Source organism: Dactylosporangium sp. NPDC000555 (genome assembly GCF_040300025.1).
GTDB lineage: Bacteria > Actinomycetota > Actinomycetes > Mycobacteriales > Micromonosporaceae > Dactylosporangium.
This window is the reverse complement of sequence record NZ_JBEPDB010000017.1, coordinates 19,842-44,705: the sequence shown is the minus strand read 5'-3', so window position 1 is coordinate 44,705 and position 24,864 is coordinate 19,842. Positions and strand designations below refer to the sequence as shown.

At 74.0% G+C, this 24,864-nt stretch carries 7 protein-coding genes; 5 read left to right on the top strand and 2 right to left on the bottom strand.

Annotated features, from left to right (window positions below):
* Positions 1 to 6: 6 nt before the first annotated feature.
* Positions 7 to 1,845, bottom strand: a complete 1,839-nt coding sequence (locus tag ABT297_RS13715) for a hypothetical protein (RefSeq protein ID WP_350548558.1) — start codon at positions 1,843 to 1,845, stop codon at positions 7 to 9.
* Between the two features lie 81 nt (positions 1,846 to 1,926).
* Positions 1,927 to 2,997, bottom strand: a complete 1,071-nt coding sequence (locus ABT297_RS13710; RefSeq protein ID WP_350548556.1) for a hypothetical protein — start codon at positions 2,995 to 2,997, stop codon at positions 1,927 to 1,929.
* A gap of 232 nt (positions 2,998 to 3,229) precedes the next feature.
* On the opposite strand from ABT297_RS13710, the gene ABT297_RS13705 reads away from it, so the two are divergent.
* The 5 genes from ABT297_RS13705 to ABT297_RS13685 all read left to right on the top strand — a co-directional run bounded on the left by ABT297_RS13705 (position 3,230) and on the right by ABT297_RS13685 (position 24,841).
* Positions 3,230 to 3,589 carry a WXG100 family type VII secretion target gene (locus tag ABT297_RS13705; RefSeq protein WP_350548554.1) on the top strand — a complete coding sequence of 120 codons (360 nt, stop codon included), beginning with the start codon at positions 3,230 to 3,232 and terminating at the stop codon, positions 3,587 to 3,589.
* A gap of 39 nt (positions 3,590 to 3,628) precedes the next feature.
* On the top strand, positions 3,629 to 3,937 hold the full coding sequence (locus ABT297_RS13700) for a WXG100 family type VII secretion target (protein ID WP_350548552.1): 309 nt from the start codon (positions 3,629 to 3,631) through the stop codon (positions 3,935 to 3,937).
* 133 nt (positions 3,938 to 4,070) lie between these two features.
* Positions 4,071 to 4,469 carry a YbaB/EbfC family nucleoid-associated protein gene (locus tag ABT297_RS13695; RefSeq protein ID WP_350548550.1) on the top strand — a complete coding sequence of 133 codons (399 nt, stop codon included), beginning with the start codon at positions 4,071 to 4,073 and terminating at the stop codon, positions 4,467 to 4,469.
* Positions 4,462 to 4,848, top strand: coding sequence for a hypothetical protein (locus ABT297_RS13690; protein WP_350548548.1), 387 nt, complete (start codon positions 4,462 to 4,464; stop codon positions 4,846 to 4,848). The genes ABT297_RS13695 and ABT297_RS13690 overlap by 8 nt, the downstream gene beginning before the upstream one ends.
* A gap of 70 nt (positions 4,849 to 4,918) precedes the next feature.
* Positions 4,919 to 24,841 carry a glycosyltransferase gene (locus ABT297_RS13685; protein WP_350548546.1) on the top strand — a complete coding sequence of 6,641 codons (19,923 nt, stop codon included), beginning with the start codon at positions 4,919 to 4,921 and terminating at the stop codon, positions 24,839 to 24,841.
* The last annotated feature ends 23 nt before the right edge of the window (positions 24,842 to 24,864 follow it).

The window sequence follows — 24,864 nt, the reverse complement described above, 5'->3', positions numbered from 1 at the left end:
AACGGATCAGGCGCCGCCACCCAGGACGGTCGGCGCCTCCGGGCGGTAGGCCCTCGTGTCCTGCTGTTTCGCGACCACGCCTCCACCGGGCGTCTCGACGCTGAACGCGACGTCGTCGGTCACGATCCGGTCGCCGGACTCGTCGGCCTCGGACCCCGTGCCGGACCCGTCGCGGCGGGCCTTGCGCGCCGTCAGCTCCGGCGACACCGTCTGGCCGGCCTTGATCCGCGGCTGCCCGCCCGAGCGACCACTGGTCGCGGCGGCCCGCCCGCGGAGCTTGACCTCCTCGAGCTTCGACACCGCGGCACCCGTCGGCGGCAGCTCCGGAGCGTCGAGAATCGGCGCGGCCACGTCGGAGCGGGCGGCCTCCACCCCGACCCAGTCGGAGTTCGGGACCGGCTGACCGGGTTGGCCGTTGCCTGTCGTGGTTTTGCGTGTGGTGCGCGATCCGGGCTGCCCCGGCGGCAACATCGGGCTCTGCGACGGGGCTTTGAGCACCGGCGGAGCGGCCCCAGCAGGGCGCAGCGGCGACGTGGCGCCTGCCGCCTGCCGGGACTGCGGGTGCAGCTCCGACTGGCTGCCGGGCTTGTCGCTCGCACCGCGCTGCTTGTTCTTGAGGACCGGCGGGACGGTGCCGGACTGCTGCCGCGCGAACGGTTCCTCGACCCCGCCCTGCCGCGGGATGCCGTTGAGCTTCTCCTGCTGCCTGCCCGTGCCGGCCGGGTTGGCGCGCGGATTCTGCCGTTGGGCGCGGTTGGACATCGGCGGTGCCGGCGGGGTCGAACCTGGGGAGCGCAGCGCGCCGGGCGTCATGTCGCCGGTCGGGGCGGCCATGCCCTTCGCCTGGATGAGGCCCGGGTTGAGGCCCTTCGGGGCGAGCTTGGCAAACGGCGACGTGACGTTGGGGTTGAGGGTCGTCGGCTTCGCCAGGGGCTGCCCGGGCGGGCGGACACCGGGCGGCAGCACCGGCGGCACGATCGTCGGGTTGGGCAGCCCGCCCGGCGGCAGCACATTCGGCGGGTTGGTGACGTTGAGCACCGGCTGCAGCGGGTTGGTCGAGACCGGATTCGGGATGACCGGCGGGTTCTGCTGCAGGTTGAGCAGGCTCTGGTTGAGCCCCTGCGGCGGACCGCCGGGCATGCCGCCGGGCATGCCGCCGGGCGGCCCTCCGGGGCTGATCGGGTTGGGCTGTCCGATCGGCGTCATCAGTGCGTTCATCGGGTAGAACGGCGCGCCGTGGCCGTTGCCGATCGTCGAGTAGGTCTGGAAGATCTGCTGCGCGGTGCGGTGCGCGAGCCCCTGCGCCTCGCGGGCGAACTCCTTCTTCTTCTCGTTGACCTGCTCGATCGCGTCACGCTTGTTGGCGTTGTCGTAGTCGGTCTGGTCGCCGCCGGGGATCAGGTTGTAGTGCCAGAACCAGTTGCCGAACGTGCCGTCGGTCTCCGACGCCTTGTCGATGGCCGTCTTGTACCGGCTCCACATCCCCTCCATCTCCGTGCGCGCGGCACGGACGATGGTGACCTGTGCGCGCAGCGCGGCGACGTTGTCGAGCACAGAGTCCATCCATGACTGCAGATAGGCCAGCATCTTGCCCGGCCCCTCGGTCATGAACTTGTCGCGGGCGTCGCCGTCCTTCCAGTCCTTCTCGTACAGGTCGTTGCTGGTCTGCAGGACCTGCTGCTGGACGCCGAAGAGCAGCTGCCACGTCCGGTACCACTGGTCGGCCAGCGCGGAGATGTCCTCCGGGTGGTGGTTCATGATCTGCCGGCGGATGTCCTCGATCCACGGGCCGTTCTCGCCGTCGTTGGGCGGGTTGGTGAACTCGACGTCGAATCGATCGGGCACCTTATACCACATGCCGGATCCGGAGGGGCCGGGGTGCGGCATCTCCGCGCGCATATACCGCCAGTCTTCAGCCACGGGACATCACTGCGGCCTGAGCTGGTTGATCTTGTCCTGGGCGGGCTGCTCGCCGGCGCCGACCACGCCCTCGGTCTGCTCGCCGATCTCCAGGACCTTGGGGTCTCTGCCGGCCTGCGTCGTGGTGATGGTCTGGCTCTCGTCGGCGTTGGTGACCACGCTGTTGCCGGTCGTGTCGTTGCCGTCCTTGTCCTTGTTCTGCGTGTGCATGCTCGAGACCTCACCGTCGGTGTAGGTCGTCGTCTGCGTCTGCGAACCGGTCACCTGGCCGTCGTCGCCGTAATAGGTGGTCTGCTGCTGCACCGTGTTGCCCGACGTGGCGTAGGTCGTGGTAACCGCCCGGCTCGTGCGCGTGTAGCCCGCGCGCTCCTCGGCCGTCTTCCCGTTCGGGTTCGGCGGATAGGTAAACACCATCGTGGTCACCGTGTTGCCGGTGTACGGGTCGACCCTGGTGATCATCTCGCGGCGCACGCCGTCGGTGCTGACGGCGACCTTGTGCTGACCCTGCGCGTCGGTGAAGGTGTCCTGGTCAGTCCAGCGGACCACCACGCCCGACGCGGCACCGTTGCCGGAGCTCATGTTCTTGCTGTAGGCGTCCTGCCAGGTCTTGACCTGCTTGAGCCATTCCTCCGGATAGCCGGCCGGCCGCTCGGCCTTGCTGTCGCCATAGGCGAACTTGACCGCGTTCATGTCGGCGGCGGACCAGCCGTCGGTGCCGGCATAGGCGTTGGCGATGGTCTGCGCGGCTGAGCCGGTGTTCATCAGCCCCTGCGCCAGGAACGACAGATACTGCTGCAACTCGTTGTAGTTGGCCAGCATTAGATGCGCGGTGTAGGCACCCTCGGGCAGCACGCCGGCCGCCCACGCGTTGAGCGGCATGGTGCCGAGCAGGTTGAGCTCCGGGATCTTGCCGCGGAGGTTCTCCATGATGATCTTCATGTTGTTGGCGAAGTCCGCCATGCCGTCGATGTCGGCGTCGATGTTCTTGTGGCCGGCATCGAGCCACGCCGGATTCGTGTTGGCGGTGGTCTGAGACCGGTACGGGTTGTAGGGCACGTCGTCGTGCGGCTCAGCCAAGATCTCTCCCCCGTCGATCCGTGCCCCTGGTCCATCGCCCGAGGCGCTCCGGCATCCTCGTCCAGATCGAGCGTAACCGGACAGCGCCACAGTGGATAACCCTGTCCGACTGGACCGACCTTGAACTGGGGCGCTACCGTCTGGTACGCCGCATTATGGTGGGTTGTATCGATCCATCGCTCAGCGAGCTTCCCGCCGGGGGAGCCACAGCAGAAAACGGGGTGAGACGAACTTGACGGACACACCAGGTGTGGGCACGGTCCACGCGACCCAGGACCAGCTCAACACGATGGCCAACAAGTGCATGGAGACCCGCGAGAGCATCGCGACCGGCATGGCGCAGCTGCTGGACCGGATCAACGGCCTCAGCGGGGCAGGCATGTCCGGTGCCGCGAACAACGCGCTGCAGGGCTCCTCGGCCCAGCTCAACCAGGGCCTGACGAAGATGCTGAACGCTCTCGACGACCTCGCCGGGAAGATCAGCAACGCCTCCTCGACGTTCGGTGTCAACGACGATGACGCGGCGAACGACATCCGGGCCGCGGCTGCCGCCACCGGCGACTCCACGGTCATCGCCGCTCTGCGTGGCTGACCCCTTCCGCGACGAGACCTTCGAGAGGCAGGAACATCCATGGGAGCGGGATACGGCGCTGACGGCGCCATTACCTACAACTTCGGCCAGATCGCAGACGTGGCGTCCGCCATCGGCACCTACACGGGTGCGGTCGAGGGGTCCCTCGAGGACCTCTACACGCAGTTCACCCAGCTCTTCGCCGCCGACTGGCACGGCGCCGCCGGCCAGGCGGTCGACTCCGCCCGCACCGAGTGGAACTCGGGCATCAGCGACATCAAGGCCGCCCTGTCGCAGGTCGGTGTGAAGCTGGGCGCGTCGGCCGAGCGGATGCAGGCGGTCGACAAGCAGATCGCCGCGGGCATCTGACCGATCCGTTGGACCGGTCATGGAGGATGTGACGAAGACCGCCGGGGTTCCGGGGCGGGGCTGCGCCGGAGCCTCGGCGAGTGCACACTTGGACACCCGAGGCACAGTGATCGCGGCTTGACGGGGAGGTGCCGTGGATCGTCCCAACTGGGGCGCGATCGAAGGGATGCTCGCCGATCTCAAGCGGGTCACCAAGGAGCTGCCCGAGATCCAGCGCAAGGCCCTCGAGGTCACGGGCACCGCGTGGTCGGACGACCGCACGGTCAAGGCCGTGGTCGGCCCGCGCGGGCACCTCATCGAGCTCGAGATCGACCCTCGGGTCTACCGCAAGCCGAACTCCAAGGAGCTGGCCGCGACGATCGTGGCCACCGTCCGCAAGGCCATCGAGGAGTCGGAGCGGCAGGCACAGGAGATCTACGACGAGGCACTGCCGTCGGACATGCGCGCGGCCCGGGCCGGCGGCATGGACATCAACAAGCTGATCCAGAGCCACGATGCCGACATCCGGCGACAGGGGGACGACGATGGGTGACTACGTCATTCTCGGCAGCACCGCCGCCGACCTGCTCAACTCGGCACAGAAGATCAAGGACCTGGGCGGCCGGCTCACCAGCACCATGTCGAATGCGATCGCCCGGATCGACCCGCTGGACCAGACGGCGACCTTCGGCGGCGACGACTTCGCCGACAGCTTCCTGCACGGCGAGGGCGGCGAAGGCGGTTACCACCAGATGGTCCCGTCCGGCGTCGGTGACGAGAAGACGACGGCCAACCAGGCCGTGAAGACCAACGCCCGCAAGCTCGGCGAGGGCATGACCAACCTCGGCCAGCACGCGCTGGACGCCATGTGGGCCTACACGGCGACCGACGACGACAGCGCCACCGACATCGACAACGCCGCCCGCACCTGAGTGACCTGGGCACCGGCTTGACGACACACGTGCGCCCGGCGCGCCTGCCGGCGACCCGGCGGGGGTGACGGTGGACAACGTCATCGACACCATCATCGGATGGTTCGTCGAGCTCGAGGAGCACATCCCGGGTTCCGGCAACATGGCCCGGGACCTCATCATCGGCAGGGTCCCCGAAGCCGACAAGGAGAGCATCTACACGCTGGCGAGGCATTACGCCGACGCCGCCAACGAGCTCGCCGACCTCTACGAAGAGGTCTCCCACGTCGCCGACGCGCTGATGCAGAACTGGGCCAGCCAGGGCGCGGTCGAGTGGACCGAACAGTGGCTGAACTACCTGCGGGCGGTCGGCGCCACCCTGGAGGGGCTCAGCTCCCTGTCGCAGAGTCTGGACGGCTTCGGCTTCCAGATCGAGCTGCAGGAGTTCATGGTCGCACTGAACCTCATCATGCTCGGCGCCCTGCTCCTGCAGCTCATCATCGCCGCGTTCTTCTCCGGCGGTGCCTCGCTCAGCGGTGTGGTCCCGGCGTTCCTCACCACCGGCAGGCTCATCGGCATCGCCACCACGAAGACCATCACGGCGATCGGCCAGATGACGCTCCGGGTGGCGCTGAGGAGCCTGACCCCGTTCCTGGCGCGTGTCGCGCCGACGCTGGTGCGCACGACCACCCCCGCGCTGACCCGCGCCGCCCTGCCGGCGCTGGGCCGCGGCGCCCTGCCGGTCCTCGCCCGCTCGACGCTGCCGGCGCTGCGCACCGCGGGGACGACGTTCGCGCGCACCACACTGCCCAACTTCGCCCGCAACCTCGGCGCCGGCATCGTGCGGGGGCTGCTGCCCAAGAACGTCATCGCCCGGCACGTCGCGGACCGCATGGCCAACCAGTGGCTGCGCTCGACGCTCACCAACGGGCTCATCCGCAACACCATCGGCCGCAGCGTCGCCGCCGGGGTCGGCCGGTCGGTCGGCTCCCGCGCCGCGACGATGGCCGCCGGCCGGGCCACCCGCGCCGCCTACGCCAGGGCCCTGGAGCAGCAGCTGGCCCGGCAGTTCGGCGCGCGGGTCGGCGGCCGCGCCATGGAAGGGGCACTCGGCCGCCTCGGCGTCGACGCGGCAGGTCAGCAGGCAGCCCGCAGCGTCCTCATGCAGCAGGCGGCGGCGCAGACGGCCAAGGTGTCGTTCCGTATGGAGATGGCGAAGTATCTCGGCACCCGCATCGCCATGGGCGGGCTGTTCATGGGCGGCGGCAACCTCATCGGTCAGTTGCACATCATCGACAAGCGCAACCTCGACCCGGGTCTGCTCGACCTGGATCAGGTCAAGGTGTACGCGGCGCAGGGTGCCCTGTTCGGCGCGGGCATGTGGGGCAGCCCGCTCGGCCACGCCATCGGCGGTGGTGTGGCAGGCGGCCTCTTCAACGCCGCGACCGGTGAGAGCATCAAGGATGGCGTCCTGCACGGCGCGTTCGTCGGTGGTGTCTTCGGCGCCGCCAGCCACTTCACCGCGAATCCGGCCCACATGCCGATCAAGATCGGCCAGTCGGTGCACATCGTGCCGGCGGAGCGCGGGCCCGGCTTCATCACCAGGTTCGACACCCCGCAGGGCGGCAACGTCCCCGCGAGGGTCGCCAACCTCAACGGCGTCGAGCAGTGGCACGCGCCGGGCCGCGGTGCCGCGTTCTTCCGCACCGAGGGCGGCACCATCCCCGAGGGTGGGCAGCTGCGCGAGTACGGCGTGATCGACCCCAACGGCAAGGTCCAGGTCCACCGGTACTTCCTCGACCCGATCGTCGTGCGGGACCAGCCGCAGATCGCGCCCGGCTCGTCGGTCGGTGCCGGGTCACCGCCACCCCCGGGCGGCCCGGGCGGTGGTGGCCCACCCGGCGGCCCGCGCCAGCCCGCCGGGCCAGCCATCCGCGGGCCGCAGGTCGACGGCGGCCCGGTGGTGCGCGGCCCGCAGACCGTGGTCGACGGCGGCGGGGTCGTCCGCGGCCCGGACGCCCTTGTCGACGGCGGCCCGCCGCGCGGCCCCGAGGTCCCGGCCGACCGCGGCGGGGTGGTGCGCGGCCCGGCGGCGTCGCGGACCGCCGACGGCGGCACACTCGTCCGCGGCCCGGAAACCCCGGTGGACGGCGGCACGGCCCGCCCCGGCGAGACCCTGCGCCCCGGCGAGACCATCAGACCAGGCGAGTCCATCAGACCCGGCGAAGGCGTCAGGCCCGGCGAAACGATCCACCCCGGCGAGAGCATCAGACCGGGTGAATCCATCAGGCCGGGCGAAAACGGCATTCCCGCCGAGACGATCAAACCCGGTGAGTCCGCACGGCCAAGCGAAACCACAAAGCCCGGCGAGACCACCAGACCCGGCGAGACAACAAGGCCGGGGGAGAACGGAAGGCCCGGGGAGAACGGAAGGGCCGGGGAGAACGGAAGGGCCGGGGAGAACGGAAGGGCCGGCGAAGTCACCAGGCTCGAGGACGGCACCGCGGCGGGCAGGAACGGCCACCCCGCCGACGGCGGTGACCTGCCGCCGCTGCTCGACCGCCCCGGCGACGCAGGACCGGTCGACCGTGGCCCCGCCGGCACGGACCGCACCACCGGACCCAGGACCGACCCGGCACAGAACACGGCCGTCAATCCCGCACGGGATCCGGCGGCCGACCCGGTCACCACCGAACCGCCCGCCGCCGGTCGCGGCCCCGCCGAGATCCCGGTGGAGTTCCAGCGGCTGCGCGACGGCTATCCCGAACCGGCCGCGACAGGGCAGTTCACCCGGGCCGAGCCGCGCAACCTGACGCTCGGCCGGTCGTTCGGCGCCGACGTGGCAGGTGACGCCGCCGGGCTGCGCGGTGCCATCGACCGGGCCGTCGACCGGGTGCCCGCACCGGCCGCTGGCCGCGGGCCGACCCTCGCCACGCCGTGGCAGGCCGTCCGGGTGGCGGCGCTCGGCGAAGGGCTGCACGGTGTGTGGTTCCGCGACGGTGGCCTCGCCGAGGTACGCGTCGAGATCGGCCGCAACCCCGGCGGCGCACGGATCCGGGTGGAGTTCCCCGAGCTGCGGTTCGACGACGGGGGACCGGGCCGCCCCGCCGGTCCGGTTCGGGTCGTCATCGACGAACGGGTCGGGGCCGGCAATCCGGCGACCCGCCCGGCGGAGGTCGCGATCGGCCTGCGGCAGGCGCTCAACGTCGTCGACTCGTGGCTGAAGAGCCCGCCGGACGGCACGGCCGTGCCCGTGGAGACCGTGCGCGGCCCGCAGCCCCGCACCGGTGGTGCACTGCCGGAGCAGCTGCGCGACGCCACGGACACCTCCGTGCCGCCGGGCCGGGGTGCACCCGCTCTGCCAGACGGCCTGCCCGATCAGGGGCCGGACCCGATCACGGGCCGCCCGCCGGCGCCGGGCACGCGGGTCCCGCCGCGGATCATGCCGGTCGAGGTCGAAGGGGTGCCGCCGCGCGACGGGCTCTCGACGCCCGAGGGGACGCGCGACGCGTTCAACCGGCACATCGACGACATCCTCGGCAACGCACAGCCGGACTCGCCGGTGCGCATCACGCTCGAGAAGCACGGGCTGGTGGCGCACTTCCCGGACGGGCACTCGGTGTGGTTCACCCCGCAGGTCAACTCGATCCTGGCGGGCGGGCACCCGGCGATCGTGCGGCCCGAGATGGTCTGGGCGGGCGAACGCTGGGTGCAGACCGGACCGGCGGTGGTCGCGGTGCCCGCGTCCGGGCTGCACCAGCTGCCGGCGGCGTGGCGGGCGCTGCACGACTCGGTGCACGACCTGATACCGCCGTCGAAGGCCACGCCGGACGGCCCTGTCAGGGTGCCGGACCCGGTGGAGACGCCGGCGCGGACCGCCGACCCGGTGCCGGTGAAGCCGTCCGAGCCGGTGCCCGTCGTCGGTGCCGAGCAGGTGCGGGTCCGGGACACCACCCCGGCCGGGTCGCCGCCGCCGCGGGAGATCACCCCGGAGTGGGTGGGTGCCCGGCTCGCCGACAGGTCGACCCCGCCGGAGCTGGCCCGGCAGATCCAGGACCACCTGACCGACGGCGGCACCCCGAAGTCGAAGGCGGAGATCGACGCCGCCCTGCAGCGGTTGCGGGAGGAGGCGGAGGCCGCCGTCGAGCTGGAGCGCGCCGACCGGCCGCCGCGGGTCAGCGAGCACTACGGAACGCGGTACCGCACCGGCGAGCAGCTCACCGACAACGTCCGGGAGCTCGTCGACCAGGCCAAGGCGCGGCTGGAGCGGACGTTCGAGCCGTCGCCGCGGCTCACCGAGTGGCTCGAGGCGCTGGACGCGGTCCGGGCACAGGCGGACCGGCTCGACGCGCTGCTGCGGGAGGCGCGGGCGACCGGCGACCTGGCCCCGGTCCGTGACGGGGTGCGGGAGCTGAGCCGGCAGGTCCGCGAGTACGGCGACCGGCACACGATCGTCGAGCACGACCAGCACCAGCGCCGTCCCGAGGTCGACGAGGCGTGGCGCGACCTGCACGGCGTCGACCCGCTCGACGCGGTGGAGATGGTCAACCGGCAGACGGCGATCGACCCGGTCACCCACCGGTTCCACCCGATGGACCGGGCGATTATCGGCGCGGCCGTCGAGCGGGTCATGCCCCGCGACGTCGCCGACGCCGTCATCGGGCAGCTCGACCGAGCGGTGCCGCTGCACGAGGCGCACGCGAGGGAGCTGCTGTCCGCGCGGGAGTACCGCAACATCGAGCACCACATCCAGGGCAACGTCAAGGGCCTCTACGACGGCAGGCTCGAGCGGCTGCTCATCCGGCCGGACAGGTCGCTGATGGAGGTCGCGTCGACGGCGGTGCACGAGACGACGCATGCGCGGCAGCCCAGCTGGTCCCGGGAGGTGGCGGCCTTCCGCCAGGAGATCGCGGACCCGTACGCGCAGGACGTCGCGATCGCCCAGCGGCTGTTCGAGCGCGAATACGCGGCGTTCCAGCAGCAGCGCCAGTTCCTGGAGGGGATGGCCGGCAGCCGGACGGCGGCGCAGCTGGCCCGCGACGGGCACGACGCCGCGGTGCCGCGCGACTACCAGTGGCCGCTGGAGTCCGACAGCCGGGTCCGGCAGCACGTCATCAACGAGTACGTCCGCGCCCTGCCCAACGGCAAGCAGCTGGCCCGCGACGCGTTCGGTGACGGCGCGGAACTCGAACGCGGGCCGGCGGACGGCGGGTCCCGGCCGTTGCACGCCTGGCCGGACGTTGCATCGGGATATCGGGATGTATCACTCAGCGCCGCCGAACAGGCCCGCGCCAGGGTGACGGCAGGGCCGGACCCTGTGGTGCCGGGCCGGTCGGCGCTGTTCGACGGTGACGGGCGCCGCCTCGACACCCGTGCGCTCGCCCCGGACGGCGTCGCGTTGTGGGGCATGGGCACCGACGGCACGTTCCTGGTGGTCGGGCCGGACCGTTCCCCCGGCAGCCTGGGGATGCCGCTCGCCGGCTACGGCAGGATCGCCGTCGTCGACGGTGTGGTCCAGTTCCTGTCCGGCGAACGGATCGCCCCCGAGTACCTGCACCAGGTCACCGACGTGCTGGGCCGGGCCGGGATCGACCTGTCGTTCAAGGTGGCGCAGCCGCGGGTGGAGCCGGTGCGGCTCGACGGCGCGGCTCGGCAGGCCGTCGAGGACGTGGTGGACCTCTACGCCGCCCGCGTCGACGCGGCGGTCCCCGGCTCGCGGATCGAGGCCCTGCCGGACGGTCAGGTGCGGGTCACGGTCCCCGGCCGGGCACCGGTCGTCGCCGACCTGTCAGGGGTCGCCCAGTCGCTCGCCGGCCGGCTGCACCCGGAGCAGCTGCGCACGGCGCTCACCGAGTGGCTCGACACGTCCGTGGCGGACGGACTCGACCGTGCCGCGCCAGCCGACCGGCTCGCCGGCGGCGCCCGCGGCCCGGAGCAGGTCCCGGCGATCGCCGACTCGGTGCAGCGGGGCCTGCCCGCGGACGCCCGGTGGAGCGTGTCGGCCGGTGCCGACCACGTCGTGGTCCAGCCGGAGAAGGGCCGGCCGATCGTCTTCCGGACCACCGCCGAACCCGTGCCGCGCGCCGGTGAGCTGCCGGCGGCCGAGCCGTCGACGCCGGTGCGCACGGCCGCGACCGTGGCGGGGAAGCCGGCCGTCGAGGTCGTCGTGCCGGAGTCGGTGCTGCACGACGCGGCCCGGCTCGACAGGTTCACCGCACGCGCCCTCGAGGCGCACGCCGTCGACGTCGCCGGCACCCGCAGCAAGGTCAGCGGGTTCGTCAACCGGCTCCTGGGCCAGGATAGCGAGCAGGCCGGCGCGCTGCGGCCGGATGGCCGGGCGTTCAAGCTCAACGGTGACGACAGGCAGCTGCTCGCCCAGCTGAAGGTGCTGTCCGAGGCCCTCGAGCAGGCCCCGCCGGGGCAGCGCGGCGTCATCGCCCGGGAGATCCTCGAGCTGGACCGGCAGATGTTCAAGCGGCCGGGGCAGTCCGGCGCACATGTGCAGTACAACCTCGCCGAGGACGCCCTGCCCGGCATCATCGAGACCATCGAAGGGGTCCGGCGCACCCACGGCACCCAGCACCTGGAGCCGCCCGCGTTCGTGCCCGGCACGCGGCCCGGCCCGGAGCTGGCAGGCCTGCCCGACCTTCCGCGCTCCCCGGAGCTGACCGGGGCTCTCCTCGAGGCGGCCGACGGCGGCCGGACCTGGGTCAGCACGCCGCCGCCGGAGGTCGTGGCGCGCGCCGGCCGGTTCGACTCGCACGCTGTCGACGCGCTCACCGGCCACGTCCGGGGGCTGCTGCGGGCCGCCGCCGAACCCGCCTACTGGACCGGCGGCCGGCCGCCGCGGATCGAGCTGCGCGCGCCCGACGGCATCGAGCTGCAACTGGCCCGGCGGCTCGAACACGTCCGCGAGCCTGTCGACACCGCGTTGTTCACCGACGCGGCCGGCAACCCGGTGCCGGTGCCGCGGGTCGAGGTCACCGGTCCGCGCACGCACGACTCGCTGCCGACGATGCGGCTGGAGGAGGAGATCCGCCTCCAGGACGCCCGCGACCGCGTGTCGTACTTCGACGCACAGACCCGCGCGTCGATGGAGATCCACCTGCGTGACGGGCTGTGGTACGACGCCGAAGGGGTCCCGCTGGACGGGCTGTACCACTTCGTCGTCGAGCCCGGCACGCTGCGGACCTACGCGCTGCACGAGTCGCAGATGGGCCGGTTCAACGCGAAGCACGCGTCGTTCCTTGCCGGTGGCGACACCCTGTCGGCCGGTGAGTTCGTCGCCGTCAACGGCCGCCAGGTGTCGGTGAGCGGCCGCAGCGGGCACTACGTCCCGACCGTCGACCACGCCTGGATGCTGGCGGAGAAGGCCCGCGAGGGCGGTGCCGACGTCAGCATGTTCGACGTCGAGTCCGGTGCCAGCGACAGCAGCCGCTACAGCCGGCTGCGCGGTGAGCAGGCGTTCACGGCGGCCGTCGGCGAGATCGCCAGGCCCGGTGAGATCCCCGGCGTCGCGCGGGTCGACCGCGTCACCACGAGCCCCGTCGCCCGGCAGGACGAGCTCGGCGTTCCCGGTGCGGTGCTGCGGGTGACGACGACCCGCGGCGTCACGTTCGACGTCGACGTGTCCAGCGTGCACAACCTGCTGTCGTCGAAACGCCCGGCCGGTGAGGACGCGCTGTCGTTCGCCTCCGACCGGCAGGTGTTCACCGGCGACGACCAGCTCGCCTGGCTCGGCGCGGACCTGCTGCGCGCCCGGATCGAGCTCGGGATGGCCGAGACGGCCGGGCCGCCGCTGCCCACCCGCGACACCGGCGGATCGGCGGCGCCGGCCCGGGTCGAGCCGCTCCTGCCGGACCTTCGGCAGCTGGTCGGTGAGCTGCTCGACGGCCGGATGCCGCCGGAGCGGGCCACGGCTGCCGTCACCGCCGTGCGGGCCGTCGGCGAGGGCCAGATCGACCGCGCCGCAGCCGCCCTCGGCGCCGACGGCACCCCGCTGAAGGCGATGCGGGCCGAGGTCCTCGCGCGGTACCCGGCCGTCGTCGACCCGCGGGTCGTGGCGCGGCTGCAGGCGGAGGGCCCGGCGCTGCTGGCTGCTGCCCGGTCGCCGGAGCAGCTCTACGACATGCTGCGCGAGGAGAGCACCCGGATCGGCAGGTCGTCACCGTCGGGGGTGTCCGGGCTGACCGTGCCCGAGGCCGCCCGCGTCGTCGACGGCCTCGACGCCACGGCGGGCACACCCGGCCGCGGGCACTACAGCTCGCAGGTCGACGCATGGCTGGAGACACCGCTGGGGCGCGCTCACCACGAGGCCCGCACCGCGCTGGACGTGACGACGCGGGTGCCGTGGCGCGAACCGGCCGACAGCGCCAGGTTCGGCCCGCTGGAGCAGGTACGGCGACCCGCCGCCGGCCTGCCCGAGCCGATCCGGGCGGCGCTGGAGCGGTACCCCACCGCGGCCGGGCATAACGTCGACACCTACATCGATCACGACGGCCGCATCGGCGGCCGCGACGAGCGGGCCGACGCACTGCGCATCCAGGCGGCGATGCGCCCGGCCGGCGCGGACCTGCTGCTGCACGCGGCCGTGTCGCCGGCCGCCCTCGGCCTGCCCGACGTCACCGGGCTCGCCGGGATGGTCGGTGCGACCGTCACGCACAAGGGGTTCCTACCCGCGTCGGCGCACACACCGCTGCAGTTCGAGCGGATCCGGCTGGCGATCGAGGCACCGGCGCAGACCCGGCTGACCGGGATCGGTGAGCTGACCGACGGGCCGGCCGACGCCGGCGTCCTGCTGGCCGCCGGGACCCGGCTGCGGCTCCTCGGCATCGAGCAGACCGGCGTCGACGTGTTCACCGTCCGCGCCCGGGTCGTCGGGCAGCACGACCCGGCGGCGCTGGCCACACCGCTGCTCGGCCACGACCGGATCGACTGGGCCGACACCCCCGGCGACCGCCCGCCGCAGCGGCCGGTGACCGCGACCGTCGTGCACGGCACGCGCTCGGAGGCCGACCGCCTTGCCGAGCCGGACCCCGCCCGGGTCGGCGGGTCGTTCTGGGAACGCGTCCAGCCGACCGAGCTGCACCGGCTGAGTGACTCCGTCATCCGGGAGGTCCGCCCGGTCCAGGTGCACACCGGCCCGGACGGCACCGTCGTCGCCGCCGACGTCGAGGTGCGCCGCTGGACGGGCGAGCCGCTGCGGATGCGGGTCACCGCCGGTGACGTCGGCGACCTGCGGGCCCGCACGGAGGTCGCCGAGGGCGCCCCGGCGCGTGAGCCGGACGCGACCGTCGTACTGTCGGACCGGCACGCCGACAGCCCCGACCTGCTCGGCACGTTCACCCACGAGACGTGGGAGGTCGACGCCCGGCTGAACCGCCGCGGATGGTGGGGACCGGCCGGCCCGGACCCGCGACCCGACGTGCTGACCGACCGCACGGGCACACCCGCCGGCGACCGGCTCTCCGACCACGACCGCGGCGGCGTCGGCGACGTGCAGGAGCGCGTCGGGCGGATCGTCGCGGAGCAGAGCCCGGCGGAGCGGGCGGCGCTGATCGCCGACCTGCGGGCGCACCTGCGGCACCTCGGGCTCGACGGGCCGAACGCCCCGGCGCTGTGGCGGATGATCGACGCCGAGGTGCCCGCCGGGAGGCTCTCCCCGGCGCAGCAGCAGCTGTACCTGAACCTGCGCGAACCCGGCTGGGAGCACGTCGCCGCCCTGCAACCCCCACCGTCCACTGTGGAACGCGGAGCGTCGCCGCCGCCCGAACCGGGGCCGACGCTGAAGGACCGGCTCCTCGGCCGGACCCCGCTGACCGGTCCGGAACGGGCCGTCCTTTCCGAGCTCACCACGGAGCTGCACGGCCGCGCCGCCGACGCCGCTGCCGACACACGGATCGGGCAGTTGCTGGACCGCCTCGGCCCCGAGTCCGCCGCCCGTGTCGTCGACCGGCTCCCCGCGGACCTGGCCGCGGCGGCCCGCGAGGTGGCCGACCCGGGTGCGCCGTGGCGCGCCGACGCGGCGCAGCAGCGGCACGCGGAGGTGCAGGCCGCCGTCAACGGGGCGCTGCCCGAGCTGACGGCGGCGGGTCTTGTCGACCACGCCCGTCCGCACCCCGGCGGCGACGCCGTGATCGAGGTCCGCACCGCCGGTGGCGAGACGGTGACGCTGCCGGTGCGCGAGCCCTTCGCGGCACTCACCGACCGGGCCGCCGGGCCGGCCGGTGAGCCGCTGCGCGTGCGTGCCGCGGCGGACCTTGCCGCGCACGTCGTCACCGCCCTCGGCGACCGGCTCGGCGTGCTCTGGGCCGGTGACGCCGACCTCGCCGCCGCCCGGGTCCTCACCCGCGGCCACGACGCGGCCCCGGCCGAGCTGCGGGAGGTGTGGCGCACTGCCCTGCTCGACCGCATGTCCACATTGGACGCCACGCGGCTCGACGCGCTGCGCGGCGAGCCGCTGCCCGGCGGCGTCGCCGGGCCGCTGCACGGCCTGCTCGCCGAGGCGATCCTCGCCGAGACGTGGCCGCTGCTCGTCGGCCCCGACCCGGCCGCGCTCGCCTCCGGCGTCGCGCCGGGCCCGGCCGCCGGGTCGCTGCACCTGACAGGTCACGACGGTCAGGTCCGGCAGCTGCCGGCCGAGGACGTCGCGGCACTGCGCGACTGGCTGCGCTCCAGGCTCACCGACGGCGCCGACGCCGCGCTGCTGCGGGCCGAGGCCGCGGCGATCCTGGGCGCGGAGACCGACGTCTACGGCCGGGGCGGGCGCACCCGCGCCGAAGGCGCTCTGACCGCCCTGAGCCGCCTGCCGGACACCGTCGCCGAGCAGGCCCGTGCCGTCGCGGAGCGGGTCGTCGCGGACAACCCCGCCGACGCGTGGCGCCGCGACGTGCTGCCGCCCGCCGCTCAGGAGCTGGCCGGTCACGCCCGCGACGCGGCACGGGCGGCCCGTGCCGCCGACCGGACCGGTGACGGAGCCGACCCGTACGCGCCGCTGCGCACAGGGCAGGTCGCCGAGCAGGTGCGGGTCACCGCAGGTACACCCACCGCAACAACCGTCACGGAACTCACCGGCACACTGGACCGGGCCGCGAAGGCCCTCGACGAGCGGGTCACCGCCCGGATCGAGGCCGCGCTGAAGGCTGAGGAGACCGCCACGGCGAAGGCGGCCGACCGCGACGCGGAGCAGGACCGGACCGACCGCAGCTCCGACGCCCGCGCCGAACGGGCCGGCGTCGCGGCCCAGCAGGCAGCCGACGAGGCCGCCCGGCACTACTCCGCGGCCGAACGGTTCTGGGCGGCCCGCGACGCCGCGACCGCCGCCCGCGACGCGTTCGAGCTCGTCCGGCTGGAACTCGCCGAGCTCGATCCGGCGCGGCTGCGCGAGTACGTCGACGCCGCCACGGCCGCGTTCGAGACCTACCGGCAGGCGGTGGCGGCGACCCAGCCGCTGCACGAGGTCCTGACGGCGGGCGTGCCCGGCGGCCGGATGCCGCACCTGGACGCGGTGACCGACACCGTCAACGCGCTGCTCGACGCCGCCGACGTCGACGTCGCCCTGCGACCCGACGAGGCCGACCGGATCCTGCAGTCGGTGTGGCGGCAGGCCGGCGGCGAGGACGGGGCCGTGTTCCCGGTCGGCATGGGCGCCGCCGAGGTCCGCGTCCGGTTCCACCCGGGCGACGCGGTCGAGGTGCCCCGCCCGCCGACCCGCTCGTCGGAGGTGATCACCGGGCACATGCCGCAGGCGACCGCCGGGCGGACCCTCGGCGCGGCCCTCAACCGCAACGCCGGCCCTGCGGTGGCGTTCCCGGTCGCCGCGGCCCTCGACTCGGCCATCGCCGACGGCACCCCCGGCACGCTCGGCGTGGTCAAGGAGATCGCCCGGCACGCCACCCTGAACCTCGGCGGCGAGCTGCGCCGGCAGTTCTCCGTGCAGGGGTCCGGCAACGACTTCAGCCTCACCGGCGCCGTCGCGGACAACCGTGGCGAGTCGGCGCTGTTCGATGTCGACGGCCACTGGACCGTCCAGGTCCGGCCCGGCCGCCCCGGCGCGGTCTGGACCGACCCGGTCCCCGTTGGTGACCGCGCCGCCGGGCCGGCCGCCGAGCTGCGGCTGTGGGTGCCGCACCCGTACACCGAACCGGCGCTGCCACAGACGGCGACGGACACGCTGCCGGCCGGGCGGCCGCGGGCGGAACGGTTCCCGGAGCACGTCGTCACCGGGCTCACCGGCCTGGAACGGCTCAACGACACCGTCGTCGGCATGCTGCCGGAGCAGTACCGCCACGTCGGCGGGCCGATCCGCCAGCAGGTCCGCACCTTCGTCGTCGAGGAGCTGCCGGGACTGCTCGCCGATGCGATCAACGACCCGGCCGGGGTGCAGCGGCCGGTCACCGACGGCGGCCGGGTCGTCGCCACCGTCACCGTGCACACCCGGGTCGTGCCCGGCTCGGCCGAGCTCGTCGGCACCGCGAGCGACAGGTACCACCAGGAGCGGCTGCGCATCGCGTTCTCCGGCGCCTCGGGGTCGGTGACCATCGGCGGCTCCCGGCAGGCGGACATCACCGCCGGGCCGCGCACCGACGCCGGCGAGCTGCCGTTCGGCACCGCCGGGCTGCAGGGCACCGTATCGCCCGGGTCGAGCGCGCGCGACGGGATCAGCGCCGGCGGCACCGCCATCCACCCGAGCGTGCAGCGCTACTCCGGGCACACCCAGGGCTACCGGCTGAGCGTCGTGCACGACGTCACGGTCGAGCCGTCCGGGTGGAAACCGTCGCGGCCCGACATGCTGACCCGCTCGGTGGAGAGCACCGGGCTGTTCCGGATGCCGGAGCCGGAGGCGTACCGCTACGGCCTGCCCGTCGACAAGGCTGCTGTCGAGCACCGGCCCGACGGCAGCATCGTCCTGCGCGACGACCCGGTGACCGGCGCGCCGCCGAACAGGGCGGAGCGTCTCCCGGACTGGATCGGCGCACGCGGCATCGACGGCGCCGGGCCCGCCCTCGTGCAGCGCCTGACCGGGGCCGACGCGCTGCGCCTCGATGTCGCCGCGAAGCTCGCACAGGACAACCTGCTGCCGAGACCTGACGCCGAGGGCAACCCGCGGCTGTCCGGCGAGCCGCTGCGCCGGGCCGCGGAGCAGGCGAACCTGCGGGCCTTGACCGAGATCTCCGCCGCCCGGCTGGAGGCCGCCTACGACCAGGCAGCGCAGGACGGCATCCTGGTCAACCTGGTCCGGCAGCGCCCCGGTCTCGCACCGGACCACGTCACGCTGCGGCTGCGGATCAAACAGGACTGGGACCGCGCCGAGCTGGTCGGGCACACCACCGCGGAGACCGTCGTCAACCTCGACATCGGCTCGTCGACGTTCGCGCGCACCGGCGGGCGGACCTCCACGCTGGCGGTCCGCGGCGAAGGCGTCGCCGGCCTGACCCCCGGCGACGGTGCGGTCGTCCCCGGCGGGGCAGGTCTCGGCGGGGCCCGCACCGTGACCGGCAGCGCCGGCTGGCGCACCGGCGGCACCGTCAACCAGGTGACCCTCGTCGAGGGCGGCCGGACCGCGATCTTCACCGTGCCGCACGTCCTCGAAGTCGTGCGGGTCGACGCCCACGGCGGGGAGAGCTTCGTCGCGTCGCGGGACGGCTCGGCGCGGGTGCTGTTCCCCGCCGACCTGCTGCCCCGCGCCGGTGCGCCGGTCCTGCCGCCCGCGCCACGGACCGGACCCCCGACATCGCCGGCGGCGCTGAGCTGGGCGACCGTGCTGCACCTCGACGCCGCCGGAGTGTGGGACGCCGTCACCCGGGTGCTGCCCGACGGCGCCCGGCCGGAGTCGGCCGCACACGCCCACCTGACGTCGTTCGCCAACGTGCGCAGCCTGGTGGCCAACCCGGAGTGGCTGCTCACCGGCCACCGCACCGACCTCGCCGTCGACCCGCGCGGCGTCACCCCGCTGCGGGCCGGCCTGACCATCCGGGGCCGGGCCGGCGCGTCGCAGTTCGTCGGCGAGACCGACCTCGTCGTCGGCGACATCAACTTCACGATGGGCGCCGACGCGGTCACGTTCGGCCGGCAGGTCGGCGGCGACGCGGGCGGCTCGCTGCGCGGCGGGCTCGACCTCGGCGCCGACACCGACGTGGCCGGCGAACCCGTCGGCGACGCCGCCGGCGGCCTGCGCGGCTCGCGCAGCTGGTTCGACGCCGAGTCGCACACCTCGACCCGCATCTACGGTCGTGAGCGGCTGCGGATCCACACCAGCGGCAACGAGAAGCAGTACATCTACCGCATGCCCGTCGACCTGGAGATCACCGGCGTCGAGCACCACCCGAAGGTCCTCGGCGGCACCCGGACCGCGCACGAGAGCCTCCCGGCCCGCGACGTCGTCTACGCCATCCCGGAACGCGTCGCGCTGGAGCTCCACGTGGCCGGTGAGCACCCCGTCCCGGCCGACATGATCGCCGACGCACTGCACCGCTACAGCACCGGGCACCTGACGCTGGACCGCAAGGTCGTCGCCGGGCTCCTCGACCGGTACGGCACGCCGCCGGACCTGGCGACCGGCATCGCCTGGAAGCTTGGCGAGCAGTTCCCGGACGCGTCGGTGCCGAGGACGGTCACGGACCCGGCGGCCCGTATCGGCGCGATCATCCGCCAGGAGCGGGGACTGCCGGCGGTGCCGCCGGCGGAGGGTGCGCTGCGCCTCGCCGACCACCTCGGTCAGGCCCTCGGCCACAGCGTCCTGGAGCCCGCGATCCGCCTGTCGGCCCGCGACGGCCGCCCGGTCGAGCTGTTCCAGGAAGTCCTGGCCCGGGTCGAGCAGGTCGTGCCGGGCGCTGCCGAGCGGCTGCCCGGCCTGTGGCAGGGGCTGTCCGGCAGCCTCGCCGGCAAGCGCTGGACGGGGCAGCTCGACAGCATGCTGTCCCCGGAGGGGTTCACGGCCTCGTTCCCGGTGCCGTCCGGCCGGCTGTGGGTCGAGCACGTCACCGTCCGGATCACCGTCACGCTCGGCGACGGCACGCCCATCGGCACCAGGCCAGACGTGCTGCCGATTCTGCAGGACTACGCGTACGCCCAGCATGAGCAGACACGGGTGAGCGGGTACGGGTACGGCACCGGCGGCAGCGGGCACGGCACCGCCCTGGACACACCGGAGGCCAGTGGCGGCACCAACCGCGGCTACACCAGGTCCGGCACCGTCGGCGGGCAGCGCACCGTCGTGCAGGGCCTCATGATCGCCGACGGGGTCGTGCGGATGCACCGGCCGATCGAGATCCACATCGAGGTGTCCCGGTCGGTGCCGCACCCGCTGAAGCAGCTGCCGCGGCGGATGGCCGACCTGGTCACCCGGCACGGCGCGCCGAACAGCTCCTACGGCGTCGTCAGCGGCTCGCTGGTGCAGCTGGCCACCAAGGACCAGCTGGTGCCCCGCTCGTCGGCGGTCGTGGACGGCCCGGCCGACCCGCGGCAGCTGCCGATGCCGGACCGCTCCGTCGTCGAGACCGCCGACATCGGCCGCCTGCACGAGGTGATCAGCGACCGGCTCGCCGGCAAGGACCTGCTGGGCCGCGCCGGGCTCGCCGCCCGCGACGCCGACCTGCGCAGGCAGCTGTCCGCGCTGGCGCGCACCCCGGCCCTGGAACGCGTCGCCAGCCCCGGCGGGCACCCGTCGATCACGCTCAGCGACCCGGCCCGGGAGAACCGGATGGTCCAGGTGTGGGTCCGGGCCGAGCAGTCCCAGCTGCGGGTCACCTCCGAGATCGAGGTCGCTGAGATCCGCCGGGTCAACCGGTCGCAGCGCACCGTCGGCATCGGCGACGAACGGGCCCGGCTCGCCCTGACCGGCCGGACCCTCGCCGAGGACCAGACGAGCCTCGGCGGGCTGAGCGAACGCTTCACCGGCGGCGCCGCGGCCGCCGAGCAGACGTCCGCGCCGTCCGGTGCCCGCCTGGAGACCAGCGACTTCCAGGAGAGCTCCGCCCGAACCGTCACCACCCGCGTCGACTACCACCTGACGTTCGTCGCCAAGACCGTCGAGCCCGGCGGGCGGGAGACGATCGAGGTGTCCGTGCAGATGCCGGACGCCGCCTCCGGCCGTGCGGTGCTCACCCTCTTCCAGCACGAGCTGGACGCCATCCGCGCCGGGCAGGAAGCCGGCGCCGGGACGAGCCCGCAGTGGCGGTTCGACCCGCGCGGCAGCACCGAGACGGCCCTCATCAAGCTCTCCACGACCGCGTCGCGGCACCCCGACGCCGCCGACCCGATCACCGCGGCGCTGCAGCTGGCCCAGGTCCGCCGCGCGGACGTGCTGCTGGACGTCACCGAGGCCGACGGGACCGTCCGCCGCTACCGGGCCGCCCCCGACGGCACGCTGCAGACCGACTTCCCCGACACCGGCTTCGCGACCGCCCGGGCGAGCGTCGACCCGGCGCTCGTCGAGCAGGCCCACCGGCACGGCCTGGACCTGCGGGAGGAGTTCCAGCAGTGGTCCCGCCACCCGGACGGGCACCGCACGTTCAGCGACGCGATCCGGGCCGCGCTCACCGACCCCGCCGCCGCCGAGCTGCGCGGGATCGACTCGGAACTCGGCGGCTGGGCGCCGCGCCCCGCCGATCCGTCGCGGCCGACCGCCGCGCAGATCCCCGGCGACGTACGCACCTCGGTCGACGCCGTCGCGGCCGGCCTGCCGCGCAGCGACCCGCGCCTGGATGACCTGCAGGTCATCCGCGCCGCCGCCGACAATGTCGAGGAGCTGGCCGCCGCCGCCCGGCACAGCGGCGACCTCACGCCGCTCAAGGAAGCGCTGCGGGACCTCAGCGACCGGATCCGCGCCTTCGGCGACGAGCTCGCCGACCCGCTCGACCCGGCCGGGCTTGCCCGGCGGGTGTTCGGCGTCGACCCGGCCACGCACCGGTTCCACGTGCTCGACCAGGCGGTCGCGGTCGTGCTCGCGGAGAAGGTCCTCGGCCCGCGCTTCGCCGCCCGCTACGCGGAGGAGCTGTCCCGGGCGGTGCCGATGGACGGCGAGCACGCCGCCGCGGTGCTTGGCGAACGGGGCAGGCGGGCCGCGGCCGCGATGCTGGAGCAGGTCGCGCCGGGCGTGCACCGCTACGCCGGCTACAGCGAACGGGCCGGTACGGTGTTCCTGCGGCCGGGCACGCCGTTCGTGGAGGCGGCGGCGAGCGTCGTGCATGAGACCGAGCACGCGATGCAGCCGAGCCGCGAGGCCCAGCGCCGGGCGGCCGTCGAGGGCCTTGCCGATGGCACCACCGCCGCCGACCGTCGCGCCGCCCTCGCCAAGGTCACCATCGACCGCGAGCGTCCCGCCCACGAGCGGCAGCGCGACTTCCTGCTCGGCCTGGAGCGGCTCACCTCCGCCGACAACGCCGAGCTGGCGCCGCGGGCCCGCTGGCTGACCGACGGCTCCGACCTCGACGCCGGGCTTGCCGCGCGGTACCTGCACCCCGAGCCCAACGGCCCGGAGCTGATCAGTGCCGTGTTCGGCCCGGACCGCATCACCCCGGCCGACCTGTTCTGGCACGAGCTCAGCGACCGGGTCGCCGAGGTCGCCGAACAGCGCGGCACGACGACTGAACAGGAGATGCGCCAGTTCGTCCTGCAACGGGTGATGGCCCGGGTGTTCACCGCCCACCCGGAGCACTGGATGATCAAGGGCGGGCAGACGCTGCTGGCCCGCTGGCCGGATGCCCGGGTCACCAGCGACATCGACCTCGTCGGTCACACCGGCGCGTCCCGCACCGAGATGGTGCGCCAGTACACCGAGGCCCTGCAGCGCAGCCTCGGCGACCACCTGACCTTCACGCAGACCTACGAGGCGCCGCTGCAGCACGGCATGGGTGCCCGGCTCAAGCACGACGCCTACCTCAACGGCCGGTTCGTCGCCGAGGTCAGCGTCGACCTGGCCCCGCCGCGCAGCCGGCCGATGTGGGCACAGCCGGAGCTCGTCGACTTCCCCGAGCACATCATGCGCACCGGCGTGCCGGGGGAGAGCCCGCAGCTGCGGCTCATCTCGCTCACCGACACCCTCGCCCACAAGGTGTCCGGCATGTTCACCCAGGGCGTCAAGACCGCGCAGACCAAGTGCGGCGACTGCCTGCCCCGCACGCAGGGGACGTGGTCGTGCCAGACGGGGGACCTGCCGTACCGGGTGCAGGATCTCGTCGACACGATGATGCTGATCGTGAACCGCCCGTGGGACGCGGCCGCCGTGCAGCGGATGCTGCTCGAGGAGTTCACGTGGCGGATCGAGCAGGGCGAGCCGCTGCGGGTGCCGGCCAAGTTCTACATCCCGAACCCGGACTGGCACGCCGGCTACGCGGAGTACGCGTCCGGCACGCCGGGTCTGCCGCTGCGGACCGTCGCCGAGGCCCTGCCGGTCGCGAGGGCGTTCCTCGACCCGCTGCTCAACCGCACCCGCGAGGCGACCGGCGTGTGGGATCCGGCGCGGCAGGTGTGGGCCGGTGCCGACCCGTTGCCCGCCGGTGAGGTGGCCGCCGCGGGCCGGCTGCGGGTCCTCGTCGTCGCGCACGCCAGCGGCCGCAGTGCCGGGCTCGGCGGCCTGCCGGTCGCCAGCGGCGAGATCACCAGGGCGCTTGCCGCGCACCCCGGCGCCGAGGTCACCCTGCTCACTGTCGGCGAGACCGAACCGCACGGTGCCGCGGTGATCCGCTCCGTCCCGCCGAAGGAGGGCATGACCCCGCGTGAGCAGCTGTACGAGCTGAGCCGCCGCGAACAGCCCGACGCCGTCGAGGGCCTGCCACCGGCGAACAGCGACGCCTACGACGTGGTCGTCGGGCACTCCCGCTTCTCGAGCACCGCCGCCATGCAGATCCGCAACCGGTGGTACCCGTCGGCCGCGCTCGTCGACGTGCTGCACATGCCGATCGAGCGGTACGCACAGATCCAGGGCCGGGCCGAGCTCGGCGCCGAGTACGCCCGCCGCGAGGCTGTCGTCGTGCGCAACAGCGACCTCGTCGTCGGTGTCGGCCCGCTGCTGACCGCCGAGGCCCGCAACCTCGCCGAGGGCGCGATCCGGCCGCCGAGCTTCCACGAGCTCATCCCCGGTATCGAGCTGCTCGGCGACGTGAGCGGGCCGCCGCCGGGCGAGCGGATGCACCTGCTCTTCACCGGCCGGGCAGCGGACCCGGTCAAGGGCTACACCGACATGATCGCCACCGTCGCCGAGCTCGACCGCCGGGGGATCGCCGTGCAGGTGCGGGTCCGCGGTGTCCTGCCCGACGAGCTGGCGGTCCTGCAGGCCGAGGCGGACGCCGCCGTCGACCGCCCGGGCGTCGTGGAGCTGCTGCCCTACACCACCGATCGCGGTGAGCTGCTGCAGGACATGCAGTGGGCACACGCGGCCGTCATGCCGTCGAAGGTGGAGGGGTACGGGCTGTCCCCCGCCGAAGCGGCAGCGCACGGCCTGCCGGTGCTCGTCACCGCCGAGAGCGGGTTCGGGCAGTTCCTGGCCGACTCCGGCCGGATCCCGGGTACCGCCGGCACGACGGCGGTCGTGCCGGACACCGGGCTCGCGGGCAACCAGCCGGCGCGGGCCGCGGTGTGGGCCGACGCGGTCGCCGACCTGCGCCGCGACTACGTCCAGCGGCACGTCGAGGCGGGCCGGCTGCAGACCGTCCTGGCCGAGTACACCTGGCAGGACGCGGCCACCGGGCTGGCACAGGCGATCGTGGAGGCGACACCGGGCGCGTCCCGCGACACGGTGCAGGGCCCGGGCGGCGCGGTCCGGCCGCACACATCCGGCACTGTTCCCGGTGTGGTGACCGGGCCGGCAGCGGGAGGCGTGGCCGGGGCGGCGTCGGCCGGTCCGCAGCCGGACGCCACCACCGGGCCGGAGACGGGGGCCGGTGGCCCCGGGCGTGGTGCTGGTGACGACAGTGCAGCCGGTGGGGTCGGCGGCCCCGGTCGCTCCGCGGATCCGGGCCGCGGCACGGATGGCGGGCGGCGTGGCGACGAGCGCGGGCCGGGACCCGCGGCATGATGGACGTGGACGGAGATGGGCGG

What these genes read in the sequence shown, in the direction of transcription:
- ABT297_RS13700 (WP_350548552.1), top strand. Translation starts at nt 3,629, where the DNA reads ATGGGAGCGGGATACGGCGCTGACGGCGCCATTACCTACAACTTCGGC.
- ABT297_RS13690 (WP_350548548.1), top strand. Translation starts at nt 4,462, where the DNA reads ATGGGTGACTACGTCATTCTCGGCAGCACCGCCGCCGACCTGCTCAAC.